Source organism: Veillonella sp. (assembly GCF_018381775.1).
Classification (GTDB): domain Bacteria; phylum Bacillota; class Negativicutes; order Veillonellales; family Veillonellaceae; genus Veillonella.
In genome coordinates, this window is sequence record NZ_JAGZRH010000004.1 from 39,593 (window position 1) to 63,732 (window position 24,140).

Here is a 24,140-nt window from a genome sequence, read left to right on the forward strand (position 1 = left end):
CCTCCTTATATATCCCGTGGATCAATGGCGTTTGGAATATCTTTAATGCGTTCCCAATCTTCACCTTCCACACGATAACCTGTGCCAACACCTTGATAGTCATTTCTATTGTTAATCGCGGAGATAACGTTGAAATCACGGTCAAAGATGGCCGATGTTTGTAAGTAATCGCCGGAGATTTTTTGTTTTAATAAGTTCAAAATACTTTGTGCTACATCTTGATGACCTTCTTTAGCTAAGCCTTTTACAAAGTCAACGCCTGTAACACCGCGGTTTAACAAGTCTTGAGCCGCTTTAATATCTGCAACCTTATCGCGAGGAGGCATATCTTTAGAGCCATTTGCATATGTAGCAGCCTCTACCTCTTGATCTGTAATTGGAGGCAAGCCTAATGCTTTGAACAAAGCTTGTAGTGCACGAGCCGCTTTATTACGAACCGTTACAACTTCTTCTTCGCGAGCAGGGATAAGACCGCCATTTACCTTAAGGTCACGTTGAATAACTGTCCAGTCATCATAGTCCTCTGCATCCCAGTTGGAGCCAGCAAACATGTTGTCATAGTTTGGTGTAGAGCTATAACCAGAGCAGATAAAGTCAGTACCTGGTGCAAATTGCATCAATGTACGAGCTGTTCTACGCAAATCAGAATGACTGAATGTTTGGTCATTACTAGATGCACATTCTAGGTCGAGCATAGCTGCTACAAGGTTTTCTGCTAATACAGCGCGGATACCAGAAGGTACAGCTGCTGGAATACCGATACAGCTTACAGAACCATTTTGAATACCTTGTACGCCAGCGCCTTTTGTAATATATAGGCAGCGGATTTCAAGGTACAACATAGATTTACCTTCTGCTTGTCCCATTTGTACTTCAGAACCTGTACCAGAGGTGAAGCGCATTTTAAGACCACGAGATGCATAAGCAGATGCGAGGAATCCTTTAGACCAAGGTGTATCATCACCATCGGTAAATACGTCTTCTGTACCATATACGGAAATTGTTTCTGCATAGGCTGTAAAGCCGCGCATGCCAAGTTCCAATTCTGTCGCTTCTTCCAAGGAGCATTGTGTCAATACACCTGGTCGACCACATTGAGAGCCTACGAGTAAGCTAATCGCATTGAGTGGTGCGTAACGAGCAACGGCTACTGTTGTTTCTTCTTCTGCGAACCCACGAAGTGCACCTTCCGCAGCATCGGCTGCGATTTGCACTGGATTGTCGTTTACGTTCGTTACATGGGCTTGGTTAGCCATTGTACGACGAGCACGCATTTTTTGCATACATTGCATCATTTCAACAACGTTCATAGTAGAAACAACTTCCAACATTTTCGCTGGAGTAATAGATTTACAAATCTTAACGATTTCTTCACGAGGTACTGATGGTGTAAGCATCATATTAGCAATCTCTTTTGAATCCTTTGCCATTGCTTCTTGAGCACCATCGAGAACGATACCGTAATTTGCAATAAATGTATCGATAAGATCAAAATCTTCGCGACGTTTACCATCGAGTTCAACGATGCGACCACCTTCGATTTTGAGGCTAGGCTTTGGATCTTGAGGAGATTCCATGGCTATAAAACCTTCCTCTACCCATTCCTTTACATAACCATCCTGATTGACAGGACGTTGACTTAAGACTTCGAAACGTTTTGATTTCATAGGGCATACCATCCTTTCAGATTAGATATAGGAAGGGGCTCCGTTCACTGGTTCGTCACCCATCGTACCGAGCAATTGTTTACCAACTTCACGAGCAGAGATAACCGCTTGTCGTACAGCCCCAGAATCGCCAGAAATCTGTAAAATAACTTCGTTAGAATTACTTGTACCTGCAGAAGGAGATGCATAACCAATTACATCTACGTTAGCAGATTTAACAGCTACATCGGCCATAACTACACCAATCGCTGCTGGAGCACCTACGATAAGGCCAAAGGCTTTACCTTCAGGAGCGCCAAATGCTGCATTTACTGCATGACTAGCGCGTGCTGTATATTGAAGTTCAATATGACCAGCATCGTTTGCGTATACATCGCCAAAAGTACGTTCCACTTCGGCTAATGCTACTTCAATAGCGCGTTTAACATCGGATACATCATCACCACCAAAGATGATAAGAGAACCGTGACCTGCGCCACCTTTAGTATCGCGAGGTAATTCAATGCTAACAATTTCAGTATTGGTTGCTTTTACTGCTTCATCAGCAGCCATAATGTGTGGGCCTGCACCAGTACGAGCACCTAAAATACCGATGGAACGATATTTTTTCTTTAGTTTCATCGCATCTAATACTTGTTGATCTACGTTAGCAATTACGAGACCAATAGTATCACCAGTTTTACTAGTCCCTACAAATTCAGTTAATCCACATGTTGTCGCCATAATACCCTCCATACGTATAATGAAAGTATCTATGTACAGAAAACTATGTTGCGGTATACCATTTTATATTTTTTATCATTTCTTTAATCATTCATATGTATGCAACCCTAAATTCTGTACACCATATATTACTATAGAGCATGCCTTGCTATTCAGTCACAACCCATCGGACTCAACCCTTTCTAAATACATGTACTATAAGGCTTTTATCTATCTTTATTATAAAAATTATTAAATGCAACTTTTTTATGTATATTCGTAAAATGCGATTTTTCTATTACTAAAATACGACAATCCTGTTATACTTATACATATAGAAGCAAGAAATAACGTAATTTTATAGGTATATGAATTTTAGGTGGTATGTCACTTTTCTCTTTTCTCAGGTTTAGAGCCTACCCTTTAGATAGAGAGCAAGTAGAGCTATTTAGCGGTGTGCTTACTAGCCCTCTTAACACATTTGTGATTGGAGGTTTTACCATGATTTGTACGAATGAAGATACTAAGCTTATCAATGAAATCATGCGCGATTTCACAAACATAACAAAGATTGCTGCTATTTTTGTTAATAATCGTGGAAAAGTGTTATCTCAAGAATATAACTTTTCTCCATTTTGTAAGGTCGTAAGGCGCAATCCAATCTATGCCAAGCGCTGCAATCAATGCGACTTATATGGTGGCCTAGATGCTACAAAAGAACTATCATCCTGCCCGTATCGCTGTCACATGGGCCTTATAGATTTCTCTGTGCCCATCATGAAAGATGGCGCCATCTTAGGCTTCATCATGGCAGGACAAACAAAAACAGAAGATACAACGATCAAACCTATTCTTCCGACCCAAACCGATTGGCATGATGACACCAAACTTCGAGCCTTATATCGGACCTTACCAGTTTTGACAGCCGAACAAATTTACAGTGCTACAAAGGTTTTACGGATTTTGGTAGAACACTACTTCCCATTTAACGATGCCATAGCAGAAGAGATGCCTTATGAACAATTGCCAGACTTTGTGGAGTCTGAACGACCTATTAATCGTCCAGAAATTCGAAAGGCTATGTTATATATAGAAAAAAATCTGGGCAAACGAGTGTCGCTCAGAAGGATTTCGGAACATATTCATTTAAGTGAGTCCTACTTCTCTAAGATTTTTAAAGATGATACAGGACTTTCAGTAGTGCAATATATAACACTATTGCGCATACAAGAAGCAAAAAAACTATTAGTATATTCCCAACTAACAGTTAATCAGATTAGTAAAACATTGGGCTATAATAGAACTAGTTATTTCTGTAAAATTTTCAAAATGGCTACCACTGAAACACCACATTCATATCGGAAAAAATATGCAAAACCAATTCATGCATAATATAATAAAAAAGGCGTAACACCAATGGTGTTACGCCTTTTTCGTATCTATAGAGTTTGTCATGAGAAGGTATTGTATCAGATACATATATTATTAACGATTAATTAGAACGCTGGGATGATAGCTCCCTTGTAGTGTTCTTCGATGAACTTCTTAACTTCTGGAGATTGTAATGCTTTAGCTAATTTTTGGATAGCTGGTTTATTTTCATCACCAGGGTTAACAGAAAGAAGATTTGCATATGGAGAGTCAGCTTTTTCTACGAATAAGCCATCTTTTGTAGGATTAAGACCAGCTGGCAATGCATAGTTAGCATTGATTACTGCTGCATCTAAGTCTTGGATGGAACGAGGAATTTGAGCTGCTTCTAACTCAGTAATTTGAATATTTTTAGGATTGCTAGTTATATCAAATGGTGTGTTAGTCAAACCAGTTGGATCTTTCAAAGTTACTAGACCAGCACTTTGCAACAAGAGAAGTGCACGAGCACTGTTTGTTGGATCAGATGGAATTGCTACTTTTGCACCATTTGGCAAGTCTTTCAAATCTTTAATTTTTTGAGAGTAGATAGCCAATGGTTCGATGTGAACTGGTGCAAAGCTTACAAAGTTTGTGCCATGATCTTTATTGTAGTTATTTTGGTAAGGTACATTTGCAAAGAAATTTGCATCTACTTCATGGCTAGATAGAGCCATATTTGGTTGGATGTAGTCTGTAAATTCAACGATTTGTAAGTCTACACCTTCCTTAGCCAAAATAGGTTTAACTTGTTCTAAAATTTCAGCATGAGGTACAGGATTTGCTGCTACCTTTAATACCTCTTTAGAGCCACTAGAGCTCGCGTTATTTGTGGAAGAACCACAACCACTAATCAATAAGGACGCACCTAGTACGGCCGTCGCAGCTAATGCTAACCATTTTTTCATGTAATCCTCCTATCTACGATGAAAACCTACATCTCGGACGAGGACTCATACGTATACAACATTCGTAGATATTATAATAAATCTATTTTTCTTATCTTGTATCTACATTTGATTATTTAATAATTTCGATGTAGTAAGTATATCAATTTAATTCCTACTAGTATAATAGATTTTATATATGTATTAATATAACTTTAATCTATAGCAAGATAAGAGTAATTACATTTAGCTATGCCAAGTACATAAAAACGGTACTAAGATGATTCCCCGTACTACTAGGTAATATACCTAATAGGTACAATCAATCTTAGTACCGTTATAAATATCGCTCTATATAATAAACAATCTAATCAAAATCCAAAAATCAACTTATAAAGTTGACGTTGTTTGCTCGATAGAAATAGTTACAGGTGCTGATAATTTAGCCTCTAACCAAGCTTTTATTCGTTCCGAATCTGCATCAGATACAGTGGATGTAGTATGGATAATCACCATATAGCGACTCGCTTTAGGCTGTTCTAGATTATCTATTAAAGGCATGCCTTCCACTTTGCTTACAAATGGGAATAACGCCTTTGCTTCAGCTTCTGTCGTTTTCATAGTATTTATAGTTTCACTTACTAATTGATAAGTCGGCTGGTATAGATTATTCAAGTTTTTATATGTTTCAAGATTCTCTGAAGATTTATTCAAGTTCGTCTTATCCACCGCAGATTTTTGCTCATCTACGCTATTAACAAATCGTAATGTATAAGGTTGCAAGTACTCATCTTTCTGTAACTTATCATCCAACTGGGCTCGCTCCTCTGAAGTCACAGGAGCTCCTATAACTACTATGTCTACTAGCTTATTCGTTTGATCCAATGAATAATCAATCACTTGTCGACGTCCCTCTTGATTAATATCATTCTTAATAAACTGCTCCATATGATTTGACTCAGAATACTTGATGGTCATATCATAGCCTGCATAAATACTTGGTATAGCCATAATAAGACCAATCACGAGAAATATTAGCTGGTTACGACGATTAACCTCTTCTGCTTGTTTATGGAATGGCAAACTATATACACCCTTTAAAACAATAAAAGATGCAAAGAAGATGAAGAATGCATTTATAAAGAATAGATAGCCAGCCCCAATGAAATATTGCCAATTTCCATTAGCCAGTCCATATCCTGCCGTACATAGTGGTGGCATAAGTGCAGTCGCAATCGCAACACCTGGTATAACATTATCTAAGGTCTTACGCGTTTGCCCAATAATCCCAGCTAACCCACCAAATATAGCAATGAATACATCAAAAATATTCGGTTCTGTACGTGCTAATAGTTCAGATGTAGCCGCCTGAACGGGAGAAATATAAAAATATAAAGCAGATGCCAAAACAGCAATCGTAACCTGTAAGGACAATCTTAAAATACCGCTTTTTACAACTGTAAAATTAAGCGTAGCAAAGCCAAAACCAGTTGCTAAAATAGGTCCCATCAACGGCGATATAAGCATAGCACCAATAACAACTGCCGTACTATTCATATTCAACCCAATAGAGGCGATAAATATGGAGAGAATCAGGGTAACCAACGCAGGTCCCTTAATCTTAGCCCCACCTATCAATCTTTTAGCAATAGTTGCATCATCGGCGCGCTCAAAATGTATATCAAAGTATTTATTTAGTTCCATTCGTTCTCCTTATAATTTCATCAAATCCGCAAAGGTGCCCACATGTACAAACATATGCTGTGTAGTTTTGAGCATTTGTACCATCAAGATGGCCCCCGTGCCTTCCCCCATCGACATTTGTGCTTGGATGGGAACCATGTCTTGAGTAATTCCCACCTCATCTAACGCAAGTTCTGTTCCCTTTTCTCGAGAGTTATGAGATGGTAATGCATACTCCTTAACACGATCATTTATATGTACCGCACAAGCCGCCGCTACCGATGTAATAAAGCCATCAATGACGAAGGGCTTTTTAAACTCAACACAAGCGAGCATAGCTCCAAGAATAGCTGCAATATCAAAGCCCCCTACATGGGCCACAATTTTACGAATTCGATCAGGCTCACTTTCAGAAACAATATTAGCCTTATGCTTATCTAATACAGCGCGCACAAAATCAATTTTACGCTTCATCAAATCTGGTTTATTCGGCCAAGAACCGGGGCCTACTGTTTCAGTGGGATCAGCTCCAGTTAAGGCAGACAACACACAGGCAGAAGTCGTCGTATTACCAAGTCCCATTTCACCAAAAGAAAAAAGATTTATCCCTTGCTTTACATAATGTTCAACTCGTTCATAGCCAGATTGAAAGGCACGATTAAATTCATCCTCAGTCATAGCAGGATGATTTAATATATTCTTTGTCCCCTTTGCGACCTTGCGATTCACTCCGATGCCATCATCTGAGGCAATTCCTACATCCACAACTTCATAAGGAATATTGTTAAAGTTACAAAACTGTGTAGCCGACGAACGACCCAAGAGCATATTACGCGACTGCTTTTGCGTTACCTCATAGTTATAACCTACATAGCCTTCCATATTACAACCATTATCGGCGGAGAATATGATATGCTGTGGTCGAATTTCGCCATTGATCTCACCCCAAGCCGTACAAATCTTGCGGAAATAATCCTCCCACAAGCCTAGACCACCTGGGATCAAGCATTTCGATTGAAGAAATCTATTTAATTGTTCCTCAATTGGTAATACTGACTTATCTTTCATTCTAATCTCTAGTCTGCACAGAATATGCCAACTAGCCTTCTACTAATTCGATATTATTCTATATAAAAGTATAACACAAATTATATATCTAGTAATATAAGGTTTGTACTAGTACTCATATATACGAATTATCCTCTCATCAGGGAATAATCTATGCTTTTTAGCCTTAAACTCTGGATTGTTATTAGAATCAAAATATTCAATCGTGTTTCTTAACTGCTCATGAGTAAAAGGACTCGTACTTGGATTATATACAAGCTGATTAAATACAGCATACCGTCCATCATATGCAGCAAACAGTAAATTAGATTTCTTATCTGGATTGTATGAATCCACTAACATTCCTGGCAAGCCATTATTCCATACCGCTGAATAAGTAGGGTTTTGTAACTCATCAAAGATTCCCCACATACGCCAATATACTTGCAATGTGTGATAAAAATTATACTCTTTATCTACAAGTACCTTATTTTCTATATCTTTATTATCAGGATGATCTACATCTAAAGGAATAATCTGAATAGAATACCAAATATCTCCTGTCTCATACACTATAAAAGTATTGTTATCTAATATATAGAACATCTTCAACTCTGCACCTTTGGGAATGCGGAATGTCATGCCTTTACGAGTAATAATGTCTGTATATGAATCTATATCATTTAAATTCTTCTTACAAGGAACCTTGCTTCCCACAGGATACGATAAAAGAGTAGTCTTTCTCTCATCATGAATGAGCTTATCCGTTGAATGATACAATCTGCCCCGAACTAAACTTAATTCTTGAGCATACCCTTCTTCTTCACGTAAATATCCCTTAGCTATGTCCTCGGTCCTCATTCGTTCCAAATGTCTTTGTAAATCAGCTTCAATCTTATCATTAGTTTGTTCACTACTAACGCACTTCTCTTTAGCACTACCAGAAATATCATTTTGAGTAACCTGCTCTTTGGCATGTACTTGTGAAACCATAAGACTTAGCATTAACAGTGCAGCAAGGTATGAATATATTCTTTTCACAATACAACTCCTTAACTATATAAAAGTCCCTATAATAAATGTAAAACTCTATTAATATTGTACCTTTTAATACTTGTAGAGTCATCAAAAAAGGTTATCCCATTACAGGATAACCTTTTATTAGAGTTATATAATTAAATATTTGCTTTAATTTATCTAGCTGCTAACATTAAGCGCCTTGGAATTGAGGCATGTCGTCGCCGCTAGAGTCATCCAATTTGCCTTGAAGATCATGGTCAACCATAGCACATACGGATGCATCAGACCATACGTTTTCAGCAGTTTCGATCATGTCGATAATCGTATAGATTGGCAAGATGATACCAAGCAAGCCGATTGGTGCACCGATGGAGCTCATTAAGGACAATGTTAAGAAGTAACACCCCATTGGAACACCAGCATTACCAATAGCAGCAAGAACAGCAATGAATAACCAAGCAATCATTGTGCCCATAGTCAATTCAATACCTGCGTTTTGCATTACGAATAAGGATGTTACAAGGATGAACGCTGCACAACCATTCATATTAATTGTTGTACAAATTGGTAATACGAAACGAGCTACTGCAGGGTGAGCTTTCAAATTATCCTCAGCAGACGCCAATGTTACAGGCAATGTTGCAGCAGAGGATTTAGTGAACAACGCAACAGCTACAGCTGGGGACATTTTACGGAATACATCCACAGGGTTTAAGCCACGGAACAACAAGAACAATGGAATTACGATAAAGAATTGGATCAAGTTACCACCGATAACAACAGCAGTGTATTTACCTAAAGCGCCAACGATGACGCCCGCTTCGATTTGAGCAGATAATTGACCTGCAAAAGCAAGGATACCGATTGGCAATACATAAAGTAATGCTTTAATCAATGTAAATAGTAATTCTTGTAAACCGAACAATACTTTTAATACTGCTTCGCGACCTTCTGTACGAGGCATAAACGCAAAAGCTAAACCAACGGAAGCGGAGATAAACATAACGGACAATACGTTACCTTCCAAATATGGTTTCAAAATATTATTAGGAATAACAGATAAGAAGTGATCATAATATGTTACATGACCTAGTTTTTCAGGTACTTGTGCTGCACCAGCACCGATTACATCAAGTGGTAAGTTACCTGGAGCAATCCAAAGGAATAAACCAAGTCCAACAGCGGCTGCACAAATTGTTGTCAACAATGTATAGGTGACAGCATGGCCAAAGATACGGCCTGTATCCTTCTTAGCACCCAACATGGATAATGTAGTAATTACTGCTAATGATACCGTTGGAATTGCAATGAATTGGAATAAACGTGTAAACACAGCTGCAATAAAATTAAACAATTCATTTAATGCTGGAATATGTTGCCATCCCAAGATAGCACCGATAATAAGAGCACCCATCCATAAAATAAACTGACGTAATTTACCTTGACCTCGACTTTTCAAGGTAATCTCTTGCGCTAAGGCATCGACATTTTTGTTGTTTTGATCTGCCATAAAAACACCTCTCTAAAAACTAAACTACTATAGACCAAAAAAGAAATCCCAGCCATACGGCTGGGATTATTGCTATATCCTAGTCTATCTTTAATTCACATTATAAAGATATGTTTTAATGCTGTCAATTACAATACTTGAATATATTAGAATATATTCAAGTATTGTTCCAAATTTTATATACAAAGTCTACCCAACTCTAATGATACATATCTATATCTACAGTAATCATTCGCGTTCGTTCCGGATTAAACATAAAGTAAATCACTCTTGGCTGGTCATGATCAAAGTTATGGTAAACAACATATACTACATATTTCTCAGCTGATACTCGAGTACTATAGTAAAAATCTTCGTTAGGATCATCGCCGACACTTTGTACACCATTAATTAACCAGGGAAATAATTTCCAATTTTGTCGTTTAATGGTAATAATCTCATAATAATTGTCTATGTCACTAACCAATACATTTTTATCTTTTGGATATGTAAACGAATTAAGTACTTCAACTGTAGTATCCTTGTCTCTGCCATTTATAAACGTATACCAAGCATTAGCTTTAACAGTTTCCTCATACCGTGAAATCGTTGCTTTATCACCATCTAATACTAAACAGCTTTGATTCCCTCCTATTCCAATTACTTCAGCAGAAGAAACTACTTTCAAACTCTCAGGTAAAAACTTAGGTGCTTGTAATGGAGCCGGAATATACCCCGCCTTAGATGAGGGCCAAGTAGAGTGCCAACGTTGTATATCATAATGGGATATTCCTACAGCAGAAAACACTAAGGTAACAGCTAATGTAGGAAGCATACATAGAAAAAAGATTACATAAAAATATGTTAAAAATCTTTTTCGTTTAGCGTTCTCACTATCAATTATTCCACATTTCTCAAACAACAATACAATCGTAGCTACTAACAAAATCAGATAGTATAACCCAGAATATGATATCTCATCCGAGAGTAAAAATGTTAGTACCCAAAGAGTTATAAAGAACCATATACTCTTTCTATAAGGAGCAGAAAAAAACACTTTCTTCAAGTAAATTAAACACTGTTGCATTTACGCTCTCCACAACAATACCTACTCAAATTACTTAGATTGATAAAACACCGCCCGTGTCCCATCATTACTAATCAAAAGTTCCACAAAATGAGGCCTTTTAGTATTCCCATCATCTACAAACACATATAATCTATGATTTCGAGTAGAATTATATGTGTCCTTCACCACTGTTTTTGTTTCTTTTCGAGGTGCAAAGCGTAGCCACTCAATAAAAGTCCGTTCTGGCAAATTGAGGGATTCTTCTTCTATACTCTCTACAATATTATAGCTATTAGGGTGAGATATAAAACGCTTTTTCTCCCCAGTATCTAACTCACGTAATACACCATCCGCATCAATTTGTGCTGTATAAACTGCATTTTGTTTTGCTATCGCCTAATATTGAGCAATTACTTTTGGGTCTCCCTCCAGAACTGCATAACGATACGGATATGCATTAGCCCAAGCTAAACTACTACGATAAGCAGAGGCTCTATAAATACCTTCTGGAAGTTTCTCTGGTCGTTTTAACCCCTCCGGCAGTTCTTCACTATTGGGCCATCCTTGATTCCAATCCTTTGTGCTATACTCGAAAGAACCAAATTGATCAAGACTTGTTTGCAAATCGTACTTAAACCAATCACCTATTAGCCAAGAAAAGCTGAGAGTAAAGGCAATATACAAGCACCAAGCCAACTGAGTGTGTCTTTTTTCAGATATAGACTGCTTCTTAAAACGCCTATATTGTAAAAATACACTCAACACTATGGCTATACTAAAAACAATATATGTAATAGGCGCTATATTAAATAGCACTACCACAATTGCAAACAACACGCATAGCATTACCGTTAATAGGCCATAAAATCCTTGGAACAAAACTCTCTCCTATTATGACAACACTTAGAACATTTTCTTATACAACGCTTCAATATCTTCACGACTCACGTCAGCTACGGTATTAGCAATATTGCCTGTAGCTACAACGTATACATTATCTACAAGCCATGGAATATCTTTTTTTGTAAAGCCTAATTCTGTAAGGTTTGTAGTAAGGTCTAAGTCATGTACGATTAAGCGTAATGCTTCACCTAGTTCGGAACCATCTCCGTGATTAAATGTCCGAGCTAAGACACCAAATTTATCAGGGTTTGCACTCCATGTATATTCCACTGCAACAGGTTCTATAACAGCAAGGCCTACACCATGGGTAATATCCTTAAGACCACTGGCAGGGTGTTCCATACCATGGGCTAGTGTTACACCTGCCGTATTGATTACCATACCACCAATGGTGCTAGCAAGGGTTATAGCTTCCCAAGCTTTTGTGAGTTGTTTTTCGCTCAGTACTTCAGGTTTACCATTAGCAACGGCTTTCACATGTTTATATAGAGGTACAAGATATTGTGCTAATAATGTCACCGCATAATGAGCCAATGCATCGGTAAAAGGTTGCGCTGTTTTAGAGGTATAGGCCTCAATATTATGGCATAGTGCATCAAAACCAACAGATGCCAATACATGAGGTGGCATTGTACCCATTACAGCAGGATCTACAATAGAAACCTTTGGCACAATAGCATTGCAGCGTAAGGATTTCTTATCACCTGTTTCAGGATTAGTAAGAACACCAAAACCGTTGCCTTCAGAGCCTGTACCACATGTTGTAGGAATAACAATAAGTGGTAATGCATTATCGCTCGTTTTACGATTAAAGATATAATCGTTAATATCGCCATCGTTTACGGCCATAAAGGCAATGCCCTTTGCACAGTCCATGATGGAACCACCGCCGATAGCAATAACCATATCGCAACTTTCAGATTTAGCTAACGCAGCGCCGTCTAAGGCTGTCGTGGTTAATGGATTAGCATCAACTTGATCAAACAACACATGGTCAATATGAGCCGCATCAAGCTTTGCTACCACCCGGTCATACAAACCAGATTTTTTAGCACTAGTACGACCTGTTACGATGAGGGCCTTCTTGCCATAAGGTTTAACAAAATCAGCAACACTATCTACTTTATCCCAACCAAATTGGATGTTTACAGGTAAAAAATAAGAGAATTCCATGTGACAACCTCTTTCTTTGAAAACTAGTTCTTAGTGTTATTGTAAAGGATATTTAAAAGCATGTAAAACCTCATAGGGCTTTCACCAGAAAACAGGTATACTAATAATAAGAGGGGATATTTATATTTATAGAGGGAGAGAATCTATGAAATTTGCTATTAAACATTTATGGTCTTCGCTGCGGGACCTAGCAACACAGTCGCCTATACTGCTGGTATTGATTGCCGTATTTTCATGTACACCGTTGTATATTGAACAAGATTGGTTTTCCGACATTGATCTTAAGCTATACTCACTGTATTTCTTTATCGTTATATTACAAAGCTATATAACAAGAACCCGAAAGTTTTCCATTTTATATACCTTGGCAAGTATCGGAATCAGCGTTGGCCTTTATATGATTCACGAAAGCTATAGCTATGTGCGAGGTATTGAGCTGGCTACGGAAAATATATCGTACCTATGGCTGTACTCCATGATTGCCTTGTATTTCACATCGCCCGGTGAACACTACATCGGTGAAATCATTAACCGCATCAAACGGATTGGCATCACCCTTGTTACGTCTACTCTATATAACATTGTTATCATCATGAGTTTATGGTTCTTCTTCATCATCGTGGACCAACCATTCAACTTTGAAGAAACCATTTTTAAGGTACTCGCATCCATTAATATATTCATTTGTCTATCTATGGTATGTTCTTACAAAGAGGACCCCGCAGGTCCTCCAGCACCAAACTCATTTTTTACTGTTGTATTCGGCATCATCTTGCCTAAGGCGTCCATTATTACAGGCATTCTAGCTAATATCTATTTAGTCTTGATTCTGTTAGGGCTTCGAGATGATACGCGTTTCTTCTACACCTATTATCCGTATGTAGCTATTTTCTACCTATTCTACTTGGCTAGCTTTAGAACTAGTGAAAGTAGCAGAACTCAGCAAATCCTATGCTTCTTGTTCATTACGTTAACTACATTGTGCTTAGTCCTTATCGGTAAGCGTGTTATTAATGAACCAATTCTCTGGCTCAATACAATTTACGTGAGTGCATTCAATCTAATCTTCTTAGCACATAATGTATATTCTCTTGTGAAAGGTTTAAAACCTTCTGTACACACAACAGTTATGGCTCTTACCTTAGGTGCTGTTCTCTTAACACCATTCATAGGCTATACAACGTATCGTGAATTTGTGACCTATACTAAAGTTGATGGCGAATGGCATGCAAGCCTACCAATAGCAGCCACTTTTGATCCTAACTTCACAGACTACGGCACACCATATGTACCTGTGGACGATTTAAAACTGCCAGATACAAATCCAATGAACGGCAGACGAGTTGAATATATTAATTTTGATGCTATAACTGCACCGAAGGTTATTTCTATTGCAGGCTACGATAAATACATTGAAAATATCGAATTAATAGTCTACGAAAGAGACCTTAAGGAATACCAAGTAGAATCTGCCAACTTCGACTCCATCTCCTTCAAGTTCCTCAACAACGGCCTTGATTTAGAGGTGTCTCTACCAAATGGAGTAACAGAGGTTCATCATATTTATGATAAGTTCCTTACAGTTGATAAAACAGCTGTCGATCCTGTCATTATAGAAGGCAATGGATATAAGCTATTGATTACGTCGTACTTCATAAACCAATTCGATACACGTAAACTTAAATTTAATGTACTATATAACTAAGATTCTATAATCATAAATATAATAAAGAAACAATATCTTATTGTAATAGTAAGCACAATATAATATTGTAATAGTACAAAAGCAGTACCCCGAAAGGGGTACTGCTTTTATGCGTTAACTAAGCTTTATATTTATTTGTTAACTAAGCTTTATAAGAATATCTTTAGCAAAGTCTTGGGCCGCTTTAAAATCGTCTTCATTTGGGTGTACTGCAGCTTGTTTGTGACGTGCATCGCGATCAGCAGATTGACCGTGGCTATGCCCTTTTGGGAACATCTTGTACATCATTTCGATGACCTTAGGATCTACCTTACCTTGGCAGATAAAGGTCCCTACAGGCTCTACGCCATCTGGTAAACAATTTGCTGCATTAATTAAGCTCTCCTTAGCATGTGCCATTTGCGGTGGAACACCAGCCGTGGCAAACAGAGCAATGTGAGGGTTATGTAATGTGCATAGTACATCACGAGCTTCTTTATTAGCTGTCCCTTTATCCACCCAAAATCCTGCAAACACAAGATCATAGGATGCTATATCGGAAGGCAATTCTTTCATGGACACACATGGTGTACCTACTGGCAATACGCTAGTAATAGCCTTTGCCACTTGTTTAGTATTTCCCGTAAGGGATGAATATATAACAATAGACTTCATGTCTTACCTCCTATTTACTATATATCTATTATAGGACATGTATGACATGCTTTTAATAAAATAAATCACAATAGTATATAGAACGGAATTTTATATATTGATACGTACTATTTAACTATTCTCAAAAGAGATACATCATTCAAAATCATCATATATGCTCTTTATATAATACTTTCTAGCATTTATAACTATATCGATAAATTTAAGCATACTATATTCATAATTTTCTAAATGTCAATATTGAATGTATAGAATTTTTCCGCTATAATCGTAACATAATGTATAAGCTTAGTAAGAAAACTACCATATATTGTAGTTTTCTTATTTTTCTGATTAGACTTAACTTAAAGATATTTTATACTTTTCAGTCTAATCTTATATATGCTTAGATTAACAGTTTTATTACTTTTAAGACTCAAGGGGAACAGTAATGGAGATTATGATCAAGAAACGGGATGGCCATTTCGAGCCTTTATCCGTTGAAAAAACGAAACGTATGATTGCCTTCGCATGTTTGGGGTTAGATTCTTGTGATCCACTAGAATTGGAAATGGATGCGAAGTTACAATTCGTTGATGGTATGACAACTAAAGAAATTCAAAAAACTTTAGTACAAACAGCTATCGAAAAGGTTATCTCTAAAAAAGACGATGGCTTCGGCAACCAAGTTAATAAAATGAACCAAGATTGGCAATTCGTAGCGGCTCGTCTATTCTTGTTCGACCTCTATAAAGAAGCTGCTATCACTCGTCGCTATAAAGCGTTCGGCTATGGCAACTTCCCAAATCTTGTACATATGCTTGTAGAAGAGAAAAAATACGCGGACTTCTTCGTTACAGAATATACAGCAGACGAATTGCAAGAGTTAGGCGATTACATTAAACCTAAGCGCGACTATCTCTTCAACTATGAAGGTCTTAAATTATTAGCTGACCGTTACTTGGTAAAAGGCTTCAACAAAGAAATCTATGAATTGCCTCAAGAACGTTTCATGGCTATAGCAATGCACTTGGCATTGGTAGAGGGCGAAAACAAAGTAGAATACGCTAAGAAATTCTACGATTTGATGAGCCAGTTAAAAATGACAACAGCTACACCTACATTGGCAAATGCAGGTACACCATTCCATCAATTGTCCTCTTGCTTTATCTCTGGTGTAGATGATAACTTATGGTCCATTTACGACGTAAACAGCAAGTTCTCCCGCGTATCTAAACACGGTGGTGCTCTTGGTATCTACCTTGGTAAAGTTCGTGCATTGAACTCCGATATCCGCGGTTTCAAAAACTCCTCTGGTGGCGTTATTCCTTGGATCCGTTTGTACAACGATACAGCAGTTGCCGTAGACCAATTAGGTAAACGTAAAGGCGGCGCCACAGTAACACTTGATATTTGGCACAAAGACTTTTACGAATTCGTAGAGCTTCGTACAAACAATGGTGACGACCGTCGTAAAGCACACGATATCTTTCCTGCTATCTCTGTTCCAAACATCTTCATGGAACGCATGATTGCTCGTGAAAACTTTACTCTCTTCGACCCTCATGAAATCTTGGCTGTAAAAGGCTATGCTCTAGAGGACTTCTACGACACAGACGATAACAAAGAGTTCACAAAACGTTACCTTGAATGTGAACAAGATCCGAACTTACACGGTATCGAAGTGCCAGCACTAGACATGATGAAAAAAATCATGCGCTCCGCTGTTGAAACTGGCACACCATTCATCTTCTTCCGCGATACTGTAAACGCTGCAAACCCTAACAAACATGCAGGTATGATTTACGCGTCTAACTTATGCCACGAAATCGCACAAAACGTTGGCTTCACAAACCTTGCTGAAGAAATTATCAACGAAGACGGCACTATCACTACTAAAACAAATACAGGCGACATGGTTACATGTAACTTGAACTCCATCAGCCTTGGTCGCATTTCTGACGAAGAATTAGAAGAAAATATCGCTCTTCAAATCCGCATGTTAGACAATGTTATTTCCATCAACCAAGCACCAGTACCAGAATCTCGCATGACTTCTAATAAATACCGTGCTATCGGTCTTGGTACTTCTGGTTACCACCACTACCTTGTAAACCACGATATCCAATGGGAATCTGATGAACATATCGAAGTAGCGGACAAATTGTTCGAAAACATCGCGTACTATTCCATCAAAGCTTCCATGGAATTGGCGAAAGAAAAAGGTGCATACCCTGCATTCAAAGGTTCCGAATGGGAAACTGGTGCATACTTCACACGTCGTGGCTACACATCCGATCGTTGGAAACAATTGGCTGCAGATGTTGCTAAATACGGTATCCGCAATGGTTACTTAATGGCCGTAGCTCCTACAGGTTCTACATCCAACATTGCGAACACAACGGCTGGTATCGACCCTATCTTCAAAAAATTCTTCATCGAAGAAAAGAAAGGTTCTTTCACACCAAAAACTGCACCAGATTTGAACAACAAAACATTCTGGCTCTACAAAGAGGCGCATACAATCGACCAACAATGGTCCATCAAAGCTTGTGGCGTGCGTCAGCGACATATTGACCAAGCACAATCTTTCAACTTGTACATCACACCTCAAATGAAAGCGAAAGAAATTCTCGACCTTTACGTTGAGGCTTACAAACAAGGGATTAAAACAATCTACTACATCCGTAACCAATCCCTTGAAATGGATGAGTGCACTAGCTGCTCCTCCTAATACTAGATGTGTATATAAATCTGATGACGACCTATAGCAGTATAGGTCGCATCGTTGTATAAAGGAGTCCTACTATGGATAAAAAACTGATTTTCAACGAACATGGTGAACGTGGCACGCAATCTATGATTGGCGGCAACACCACAAACCTTCGCGAATGGAACCGTATCAAGTACGACTGGGCGAACCAAATGTACCGTACAATGCTCAACAACTTCTGGATTCCTGAAGAGATTTCCTTGAACGAAGACGTTAAGCAATTCCCATACTTAACAGATTACGAACGTCGCGCATTCGATAAAATTATTGCGTTCTTAAACTTCCTTGATTCCATTCAATCTGAAAACTTGCCTAACTTGAGCCGTTATATTACAGCCTCTGAAGTGGCATCCTTATTGAATATCCAAGCATTCCAAGAAGAAATTCACGCCCAAAGTTATTCCTACATTTTGGACACTGTAACAAATCCTATTACACGTGACAAAATTTATGATGAATGGCGTACAGACAAAACATTGCTTGAACGTAATCGCTTCATCGCCGATGCATACCAACGTTTTAGCGATGATCCTAGCGAAGCAAACCTCATTCACACAATCATTGCAAACTATATCTTAGAAGGTATTTACTTCTACTCTGGTTTTAGCTTCTTCTATACATTGGCACGCCAAGGTAAAATGACAGCTACATCCACTATTTTCAAATACATCAACCGCGACGAAGTAACTCACCTTGTATTGTTCCAAAACATCATCCGCGAGTTACGTCGTGAACGCCCTGACTTGTTCACTCCTGAACTAGAAGAAAAAATCACCGACATGATTCGCCAAGGTGCAGAAAACGAAATCGCTTGGGGTCAATACATCACAGATGATAAAATCCTCGGCCTTAACAATGTTCTTATTGAACGCTATATCAAATACCTTGCCAATATCCGCTTAGAAGCAATCGGCTTGCCTCATCTATACCCTGAAATCAAGGACAATCCAATGGAATGGATCGAAAGCTTCTCCAACTTGAATAGCACAAAAACTGACTTCTTCGAAGCAAAAGTTACAAACTATACAAAAGCAGCGGCATTTGATTTCGATGATTTAGAATAATAAAAAAATGATAAAAGAAAAAGTGATTCTCACGGTGGGAGAATCACTTTTTTCATTATAAAGGTTACTCAGTTAATAACGGTTAGCCAGCTGTATATGGGCCGAATCGACCTGCAAATAGGTAGGAACCCATTTTACCAAGTTTGGCAGCAAAGATAGAAGCTACGATACCTAAAATAATCATAATCCATGCGTTATCAGCATTTACACCGTTAGCGATAGCGATGTAGGCTTGTGCACAGGAAAGAATAAAGTAGATAACTGTTAAGTAAATCTTTGCTTTAGGAATTTTAGATGTTCCTGTTTTGTAACGCAATTTACTACCAATATAACCAGAAATACCACCAATAATAACGAGAAGTGGTAAAATCATTGCTACTAATGTAATGGCAGGGAATAATACATTTGCAATAGATGGAATCAACAATGCAATAACAGGTACTAAGAAAGAAGCTGCTGTTGCTGCGATTGGAAAATGTACCGCAATTGGATGTAAATGAAGATCTAGCAATTTTTCACGTTTTGAATCAATGCGACGTGGCTTGTAATCCATCCAAACTGTTGGAGGGAAACCACATGTTGGACAAGGTTGATCCCTGTACTTAGCTTCCTCAATATATCCGCATACACGGCAAATTATCCAGTCTGTACCTTGTTCAGGTGTTGGTTTAGCTGCGGTAGAACTTGTTGCTGCCGTAGCTGCTTTTTGTTCTGCTGTCATAATTAAATCTCCTTACTTAAGAAATTCTATATAATCAAATAATAATTATTGTTTAACTATATTATAGCATAATTCTTTAATTAAAAAATAATTTTTATATACTTATTTATAAATTTAATATATTATTGTGCTAATGTACTTATAATCATAGGCAGCGGTATTTGATGTTGATAACTTAGAATAATAACAAAAAAGATACCCAATCCAGAACTTTGAATTGGGTATCTTTTTATCGTTTATATTTAGGAATCTCTTGATATTGTTTTAGAAATAGTCCCCAACGCCACCCTCGTTTGTACAGTCGACACGTGGTAATACATTGTAAATTGTATCAATACATTTGTGCGCAAATAGGCCTACACTGTAGATTCGCATTCGCCCCATGAACGTCTTCATAAATCACTTGGTAAAAGTAAAAGTTTTGTGTCCACCCTGTATCAAACTACCAACTATATTAGCTTTCAATCAGTTCAGTGATCCAGTTAGCAGACTGCAATAAATTGTCCAATAAACGAACTTGTTTTGCTATATTGTCAGCTTCTTTTTGGATATCTCTGACATTGACGGTTGGGATTAATTTGATTTCAGACCCTCTGGCACGGAAATTGATACTACCTGCACTAGATGCCAATGTCCGATAAGCACTTAGACGCAATGCAGCACTATCTTTTTCCGCAATTATTTCAGTAATAGAGCGACCTTCTACAATAGTTTTGCAATTTGTTAAATTAATATCTGCAATTAACTTTTGAAGTCTAGTTACACATTGATCTAATGTTTTTAAAAGCTCTTCAGGGTTCTCATTCGGTGCTTCCCCTTCTTGCACTAAACTATTTTGAGTCAAACGAAGCTCTAAATCGCTAATTTTATAATTTAAATCAGCTCGCTCTTGTAATGCTTCTGCTAGTTTCATAAACTCTCACCTCATATTTTAAAATATATGGATATTAATATACTGACTCAACTAATAGAAACTATTATATTTAGTATTTAGTATCTAGTTTCTTATAATACTTTCCGCATCATCACATGTGGACAGCCTTCATCAAGGTATTCTTCCCCTTCTGCTTTATAGCCTAGGGATTCGTAGAATGGTTTTGCCTGCACTTGCGCGGATAAGGAGCAAGTTTTATATCCATCACGACGGATAGCATTTTCAGCAGCCATCATAATTTTAGTGCCCAGATGTTGTCCTCGATATAACTTGCGTACCGCCATGCGACCAATATGCGCATCTCCAGCTACGTCACTGGGGAAATATCGGCAAGTACCAGCTGGCTTACCATCTATGGATAAGAGGACAAACTTTGCAGTCTCATCGATTTCATCGAACTCGTCTTCAAAACCCTGTTCCTTCATAAACACATCAATACGTATTTGTTTTATTTCATCAGTAATATGATCTAAAATTTGAATCACCATATCGCCTCCACTGCTACTCATATATCGCTATTTGTGTAAAATTATTTTTGTTATCCGTAGTTACCATCATTGCCTTAGTTAAGTAAGGTAATGAAAACGCCTAACGTAATGAGGTGGCTAGACCTCTAACACGTTAGGCGCATCATTTTTACCCAAATTTTAGATGAGCCTAACGCTACCGACACGTTGATTGGCTCTCTTTATAAACTCATTATACTACAATTTAGTCATGAATAGCAAAAATCATTTTTATACAAAAAGTCTTATTATATCTGCATTTCAAATAATTTATTAAGCACATTGTTTTTAAAACTTCCATGAAATTCATTTTTAAGTATTGCATAATTTTATCATTTGGGTTTATACTATACCCATAATTTTTAGAAAGGAGCAACCAAAGATGACTAACCAAATTAGCTTAGCTACAAAACAATACTTTTATTGGTTCTTTATCCAACGTACGGGTAAGGAACTATTTGTGGTACGCTAATTAAGATTGAGTCATTATTAGTTGCTTAGAATAGTAAAAGGGCTACCCGTATTAAACTACGGGTAGCCCTTTTTTGTTTGCTATCCCGTATGGTGAGCCCTACTATTCACTGTAGTTATAAGGAGGAATTATCATGATTATTACATTGAAACAAAACGCAGCAGAAACAGAGGTATCTCGTTTACGCAGTGAATTAGAGGAAAAAGGCTTCATTATCCATCCAGTAGAAGGCGCTCGCTACAACATCTTAGGTCTTATCGGCGATACTGCATCTCTTGATGCTCGTCAAATCGAATCTCTTGATTTCGTAGATAAAGTAACTCGCATCCAAGAACCATACAAAAAAGCAAACCGTAAATTCCATCCAGATGATTCTGTAATCAACGTAGGTGGTGCATTGATTGGTGGCGGTCACTTTGCAGTAATGGCAGGTCCTTGCTCCGTAGAAACACCTGAACAAGTATTAGAAACAGCAAAAGCTTGTAAAGAAGCAGGCGCTACAATTCTTCGTGGCGGTGCTTTCAAACCTCGTACTTCTCCATACTCCTTCCAAGGCATGGGTCCTGAAGGTTTGGAATTATTAGAACTTGCTAAAAAAGAAACTGGTCTTCCTATCGTTTCTGAAGTTATGGATATTTCCCAATTACAATACTTCGATAATGTAGATATGCTTCAAATCGGCGCTCGTAACATGCAAAACTTCACACTTTTAAAAGAAGTAGGTAAATTAAACAAACCAGTTCTTTTAAAACGTGGTTTATCTGCTACATACGAAGAATGGTTGATGGCTGCTGAATACATCATGTCCGAAGGCAATGAACAAGTTGTATTATGCGAACGTGGTATCCGCACATTCGAAACTAAAACTCGTAATACATTAGACGTAACAGCAATTCCTATGATGCACGAATTATCTCACTTACCAATCATCATGGACCCTAGCCACGCTGCAGGTATGAGCCGCATGGTTCGTCCACTTTCCCTTGCATCCGTAGGTGGCGGTGCAGACGGCCTTATGATCGAAGTTCACAACGATCCATCCAAAGCATTGTGCGACGGCCCTCAAGCATTACGTCCAGACCAATTCACTAGCCTTATGAAAGAAATTATCGCATTGCGCCAAGCATTGGTAGAATGCACTAAATAATCTTAAATAGCACACAAATAAGCTAGTATCCGTTATAATAGGTACTAGCTTATTCTTTTATGAAAGGAACTGTTATGACTCGCATTCATATTAATGCGTCCACACCGTATGACGTTGTCATCGAGGAAGGCGCTTTACAACGCATCACCGATTATATTAAACCATTAAAACCAAATTGCCGCGTAATCATCGTCAGCGACAGCAATGTGGCACCGCATTATTTGGATTCTGTGAAAGCTAATATGGAACGTGCGGGTTATACTGTTTGTGATTATGTGTTCCCTGCTGGTGAAAGCTCCAAAAATGCCCATCAACTCATTGAGTTAGTAGAATACATGGCAGACCAATCGTTAACGCGTAAAGATCTTCTCATCGCCCTTGGCGGTGGTGTTGTAGGCGATATGGCAGGCTTTGCAGCAGCTACATACTTGCGTGGTATAGATTATGTACAGGTCCCTACCTCCCTATTAGCTGCTGTAGACTCCGCTGTAGGTGGTAAAACAGCAGTCAATCTCGAAGCGGGTAAAAACCTTTGGGGTGCTTTCAAACAACCTATCCTAGTCCTCTGTGATCCTACAACCCTCAATACATTGCCAGACATGGAATGGAAAAATGGTTGTGGGGAAATTATCAAATACGGTTTCCTCGATGTACCAGGGTTATTAACCCAACTCGAACATAAACCATTAATAAAACATCGCGATAGCGTAAGTACCGTTATCGCTCGCTGCGTTCAAGCAAAGGCGGATATAGTTGAGCAAGATGAACGCGAGTCCGGTGTTCGTGCCCTCTTAAATTTAGGTCACACCTTTGGTCATGGCATCGAAAAGGCCAGCCATTTTGAAGTCCACCATGGCTATGCTGTAGCCATCGGTATGGTCCTCATGGCACAAGGTGCTGTAAAACATGGAGAATTAGATGCAGAAGCATTAGAAAAATTAAAAGCCCTCATCGAAGCACACGATTTGCCAACTACTACGACCATAACAAAAGAAGAAATCCTTGCAGCTGCTAAGCACGATAAAAAAAGTGAAGGGGCAACTATAAAAATCGTAGTTCCTACAAGCTACGGCCATAGCGAGCTCAAGGTGGTAACACACGAAGAGCTTGCCACTTATTTAGACTAAGATATAAA

Annotated in this window: 20 protein-coding genes; 6 read left to right on the forward strand and 14 right to left on the reverse strand. The window is 38.2% G+C overall.

Annotation, left to right across the window (positions count from 1 at the left end; genetic code table 11):
• Positions 1-5: 5 nt before the first annotated feature.
• Both KH109_RS03575 and pduB read right to left on the reverse strand, forming a co-directional pair.
• Positions 6-1,667 (reverse strand): propanediol/glycerol family dehydratase large subunit, encoded by a 1,662-nt coding sequence (locus KH109_RS03575; protein WP_257846931.1) that lies wholly within the window; start codon positions 1,665-1,667, stop codon positions 6-8.
• A 21-nt stretch (positions 1,668-1,688) separates the two neighbouring features.
• Positions 1,689-2,390: a propanediol utilization microcompartment protein PduB gene (pduB, locus tag KH109_RS03580; protein ID WP_038124004.1), complete on the reverse strand. Its 702-nt coding sequence runs from the start codon at positions 2,388-2,390 to the stop codon at positions 1,689-1,691.
• A gap of 480 nt (positions 2,391-2,870) precedes the next feature.
• On the opposite strand from pduB, the gene KH109_RS03585 reads away from it, so the two are divergent.
• Entirely contained in the window at positions 2,871-3,761 is an 891-nt protein-coding gene (locus tag KH109_RS03585; RefSeq protein ID WP_156719208.1) for a PocR ligand-binding domain-containing protein, read from the forward strand.
• Positions 3,762-3,865: 104 nt separating this feature from the next.
• Here the strand turns inward: KH109_RS03585 and KH109_RS03590 are convergent, their stop codons facing one another.
• From KH109_RS03590 to KH109_RS03625, 8 genes are all read right to left on the reverse strand, one after another.
• The gene (locus KH109_RS03590; RefSeq protein ID WP_060924427.1) at positions 3,866-4,687 is read right to left on the reverse strand and encodes a MetQ/NlpA family ABC transporter substrate-binding protein; all 822 of its coding nucleotides are present in this window, start codon (positions 4,685-4,687) and stop codon (positions 3,866-3,868) included.
• Between the two features lie 369 nt (positions 4,688-5,056).
• The gene (locus KH109_RS03595) at positions 5,057-6,370 is read right to left on the reverse strand and encodes a DUF389 domain-containing protein (protein WP_295215844.1); all 1,314 of its coding nucleotides are present in this window, start codon (positions 6,368-6,370) and stop codon (positions 5,057-5,059) included.
• Positions 6,371-6,379: 9 nt separating this feature from the next.
• Positions 6,380-7,417 carry a nicotinate-nucleotide--dimethylbenzimidazole phosphoribosyltransferase gene (locus KH109_RS03600; RefSeq protein ID WP_295215847.1) on the reverse strand — a complete coding sequence of 346 codons (1,038 nt, stop codon included), beginning with the start codon at positions 7,415-7,417 and terminating at the stop codon, positions 6,380-6,382.
• Positions 7,418-7,525: 108 nt separating this feature from the next.
• Complete coding sequence (locus tag KH109_RS03605; RefSeq protein WP_295215850.1) at positions 7,526-8,437, reverse strand: hypothetical protein; 912 nt, start codon at positions 8,435-8,437, stop codon at positions 7,526-7,528.
• Positions 8,438-8,606: 169 nt separating this feature from the next.
• Positions 8,607-9,926: a dicarboxylate/amino acid:cation symporter gene (locus KH109_RS03610; RefSeq protein ID WP_295215852.1), complete on the reverse strand. Its 1,320-nt coding sequence runs from the start codon at positions 9,924-9,926 to the stop codon at positions 8,607-8,609.
• 199 nt (positions 9,927-10,125) lie between these two features.
• Complete coding sequence (locus KH109_RS03615; protein WP_295215860.1) at positions 10,126-10,992, reverse strand: hypothetical protein; 867 nt, start codon at positions 10,990-10,992, stop codon at positions 10,126-10,128.
• Between the two features lie 378 nt (positions 10,993-11,370).
• Entirely contained in the window at positions 11,371-11,853 is a 483-nt protein-coding gene (locus KH109_RS03620) for a hypothetical protein (protein WP_295215867.1), read from the reverse strand.
• 24 nt (positions 11,854-11,877) lie between these two features.
• Complete coding sequence (locus tag KH109_RS03625; protein ID WP_295215871.1) at positions 11,878-13,050, reverse strand: iron-containing alcohol dehydrogenase; 1,173 nt, start codon at positions 13,048-13,050, stop codon at positions 11,878-11,880.
• A gap of 145 nt (positions 13,051-13,195) precedes the next feature.
• Here KH109_RS03625 and KH109_RS03630 point away from each other — a divergent pair, with 145 nt between their 5' ends.
• Positions 13,196-14,755: a hypothetical protein gene (locus KH109_RS03630; protein WP_295215874.1), complete on the forward strand. Its 1,560-nt coding sequence runs from the start codon at positions 13,196-13,198 to the stop codon at positions 14,753-14,755.
• 138 nt (positions 14,756-14,893) lie between these two features.
• Here KH109_RS03630 and KH109_RS03635 read toward each other — a convergent pair whose 3' ends face one another.
• Positions 14,894-15,409: a flavodoxin family protein gene (locus KH109_RS03635; protein ID WP_295215876.1), complete on the reverse strand. Its 516-nt coding sequence runs from the start codon at positions 15,407-15,409 to the stop codon at positions 14,894-14,896.
• A gap of 430 nt (positions 15,410-15,839) precedes the next feature.
• On the opposite strand from KH109_RS03635, the gene KH109_RS03640 reads away from it, so the two are divergent.
• Together KH109_RS03640 and KH109_RS03645 are read left to right on the forward strand one after the other, a co-directional pair.
• On the forward strand, positions 15,840-18,122 hold the full coding sequence (locus tag KH109_RS03640) for a ribonucleoside-diphosphate reductase subunit alpha (protein ID WP_295215879.1): 2,283 nt from the start codon (positions 15,840-15,842) through the stop codon (positions 18,120-18,122).
• Between the two features lie 74 nt (positions 18,123-18,196).
• Positions 18,197-19,225 (forward strand): ribonucleotide-diphosphate reductase subunit beta, encoded by a 1,029-nt coding sequence (locus KH109_RS03645; RefSeq protein WP_227283476.1) that lies wholly within the window; start codon positions 18,197-18,199, stop codon positions 19,223-19,225.
• An 82-nt stretch (positions 19,226-19,307) separates the two neighbouring features.
• Here the strand turns inward: KH109_RS03645 and KH109_RS03650 are convergent, their stop codons facing one another.
• The 3 genes from KH109_RS03650 to KH109_RS03660 all read right to left on the reverse strand — a co-directional run bounded on the left by KH109_RS03650 (position 19,308) and on the right by KH109_RS03660 (position 21,368).
• Positions 19,308-19,946: a hypothetical protein gene (locus KH109_RS03650; RefSeq protein WP_295215882.1), complete on the reverse strand. Its 639-nt coding sequence runs from the start codon at positions 19,944-19,946 to the stop codon at positions 19,308-19,310.
• Positions 19,947-20,400: 454 nt separating this feature from the next.
• Positions 20,401-20,859, reverse strand: a complete 459-nt coding sequence (locus KH109_RS03655) for a DIP1984 family protein (protein WP_295215886.1) — start codon at positions 20,857-20,859, stop codon at positions 20,401-20,403.
• 92 nt (positions 20,860-20,951) lie between these two features.
• The gene (locus KH109_RS03660) at positions 20,952-21,368 is read right to left on the reverse strand and encodes a GNAT family N-acetyltransferase (RefSeq protein ID WP_295215889.1); all 417 of its coding nucleotides are present in this window, start codon (positions 21,366-21,368) and stop codon (positions 20,952-20,954) included.
• A gap of 623 nt (positions 21,369-21,991) precedes the next feature.
• On the opposite strand from KH109_RS03660, the gene aroF reads away from it, so the two are divergent.
• Together aroF and aroB are read left to right on the forward strand one after the other, a co-directional pair.
• Positions 21,992-23,005: a 3-deoxy-7-phosphoheptulonate synthase gene (gene aroF / locus KH109_RS03665; protein WP_024065609.1), complete on the forward strand. Its 1,014-nt coding sequence runs from the start codon at positions 21,992-21,994 to the stop codon at positions 23,003-23,005.
• A gap of 74 nt (positions 23,006-23,079) precedes the next feature.
• A complete protein-coding gene (gene aroB / locus KH109_RS03670; protein WP_295215893.1) occupies positions 23,080-24,132 on the forward strand; it encodes a 3-dehydroquinate synthase in 1,053 nt (350 codons plus the stop codon).
• Positions 24,133-24,140 lie beyond the last annotated feature (8 nt).

Excerpts from the sequence above, each read along its gene's own strand:
- KH109_RS03645 (WP_227283476.1), top strand. The coding sequence starts at position 18,197 with ATGGATAAAAAACTGATTTTCAACGAACATGGTGAACGTGGCACGCAA.
- KH109_RS03610 (WP_295215852.1), bottom strand. The coding sequence starts at position 9,926 with ATGGCAGATCAAAACAACAAAAATGTCGATGCCTTAGCGCAAGAGATT.
- KH109_RS03650 (WP_295215882.1), bottom strand. The coding sequence starts at position 19,946 with ATGACAGCAGAACAAAAAGCAGCTACGGCAGCAACAAGTTCTACCGCA.
- aroF (WP_024065609.1), top strand. The coding sequence starts at position 21,992 with ATGATTATTACATTGAAACAAAACGCAGCAGAAACAGAGGTATCTCGT.
- KH109_RS03615 (WP_295215860.1), bottom strand. The coding sequence starts at position 10,992 with ATGCAACAGTGTTTAATTTACTTGAAGAAAGTGTTTTTTTCTGCTCCT.
- KH109_RS03630 (WP_295215874.1), top strand. The coding sequence starts at position 13,196 with ATGAAATTTGCTATTAAACATTTATGGTCTTCGCTGCGGGACCTAGCA.
- KH109_RS03660 (WP_295215889.1), bottom strand. The coding sequence starts at position 21,368 with ATGGTGATTCAAATTTTAGATCATATTACTGATGAAATAAAACAAATA.
- KH109_RS03590 (WP_060924427.1), bottom strand. The coding sequence starts at position 4,687 with ATGAAAAAATGGTTAGCATTAGCTGCGACGGCCGTACTAGGTGCGTCC.
- KH109_RS03655 (WP_295215886.1), bottom strand. The coding sequence starts at position 20,859 with ATGAAACTAGCAGAAGCATTACAAGAGCGAGCTGATTTAAATTATAAA.
- pduB (WP_038124004.1), bottom strand. The coding sequence starts at position 2,390 with ATGGCGACAACATGTGGATTAACTGAATTTGTAGGGACTAGTAAAACT.
- KH109_RS03635 (WP_295215876.1), bottom strand. The coding sequence starts at position 15,409 with ATGAAGTCTATTGTTATATATTCATCCCTTACGGGAAATACTAAACAA.
- KH109_RS03600 (WP_295215847.1), bottom strand. The coding sequence starts at position 7,417 with ATGAAAGATAAGTCAGTATTACCAATTGAGGAACAATTAAATAGATTT.
- KH109_RS03575 (WP_257846931.1), bottom strand. The coding sequence starts at position 1,667 with ATGAAATCAAAACGTTTCGAAGTCTTAAGTCAACGTCCTGTCAATCAG.
- KH109_RS03595 (WP_295215844.1), bottom strand. The coding sequence starts at position 6,370 with ATGGAACTAAATAAATACTTTGATATACATTTTGAGCGCGCCGATGAT.
- KH109_RS03625 (WP_295215871.1), bottom strand. The coding sequence starts at position 13,050 with ATGGAATTCTCTTATTTTTTACCTGTAAACATCCAATTTGGTTGGGAT.
- KH109_RS03640 (WP_295215879.1), top strand. The coding sequence starts at position 15,840 with ATGGAGATTATGATCAAGAAACGGGATGGCCATTTCGAGCCTTTATCC.
- aroB (WP_295215893.1), top strand. The coding sequence starts at position 23,080 with ATGACTCGCATTCATATTAATGCGTCCACACCGTATGACGTTGTCATC.
- KH109_RS03585 (WP_156719208.1), top strand. The coding sequence starts at position 2,871 with ATGATTTGTACGAATGAAGATACTAAGCTTATCAATGAAATCATGCGC.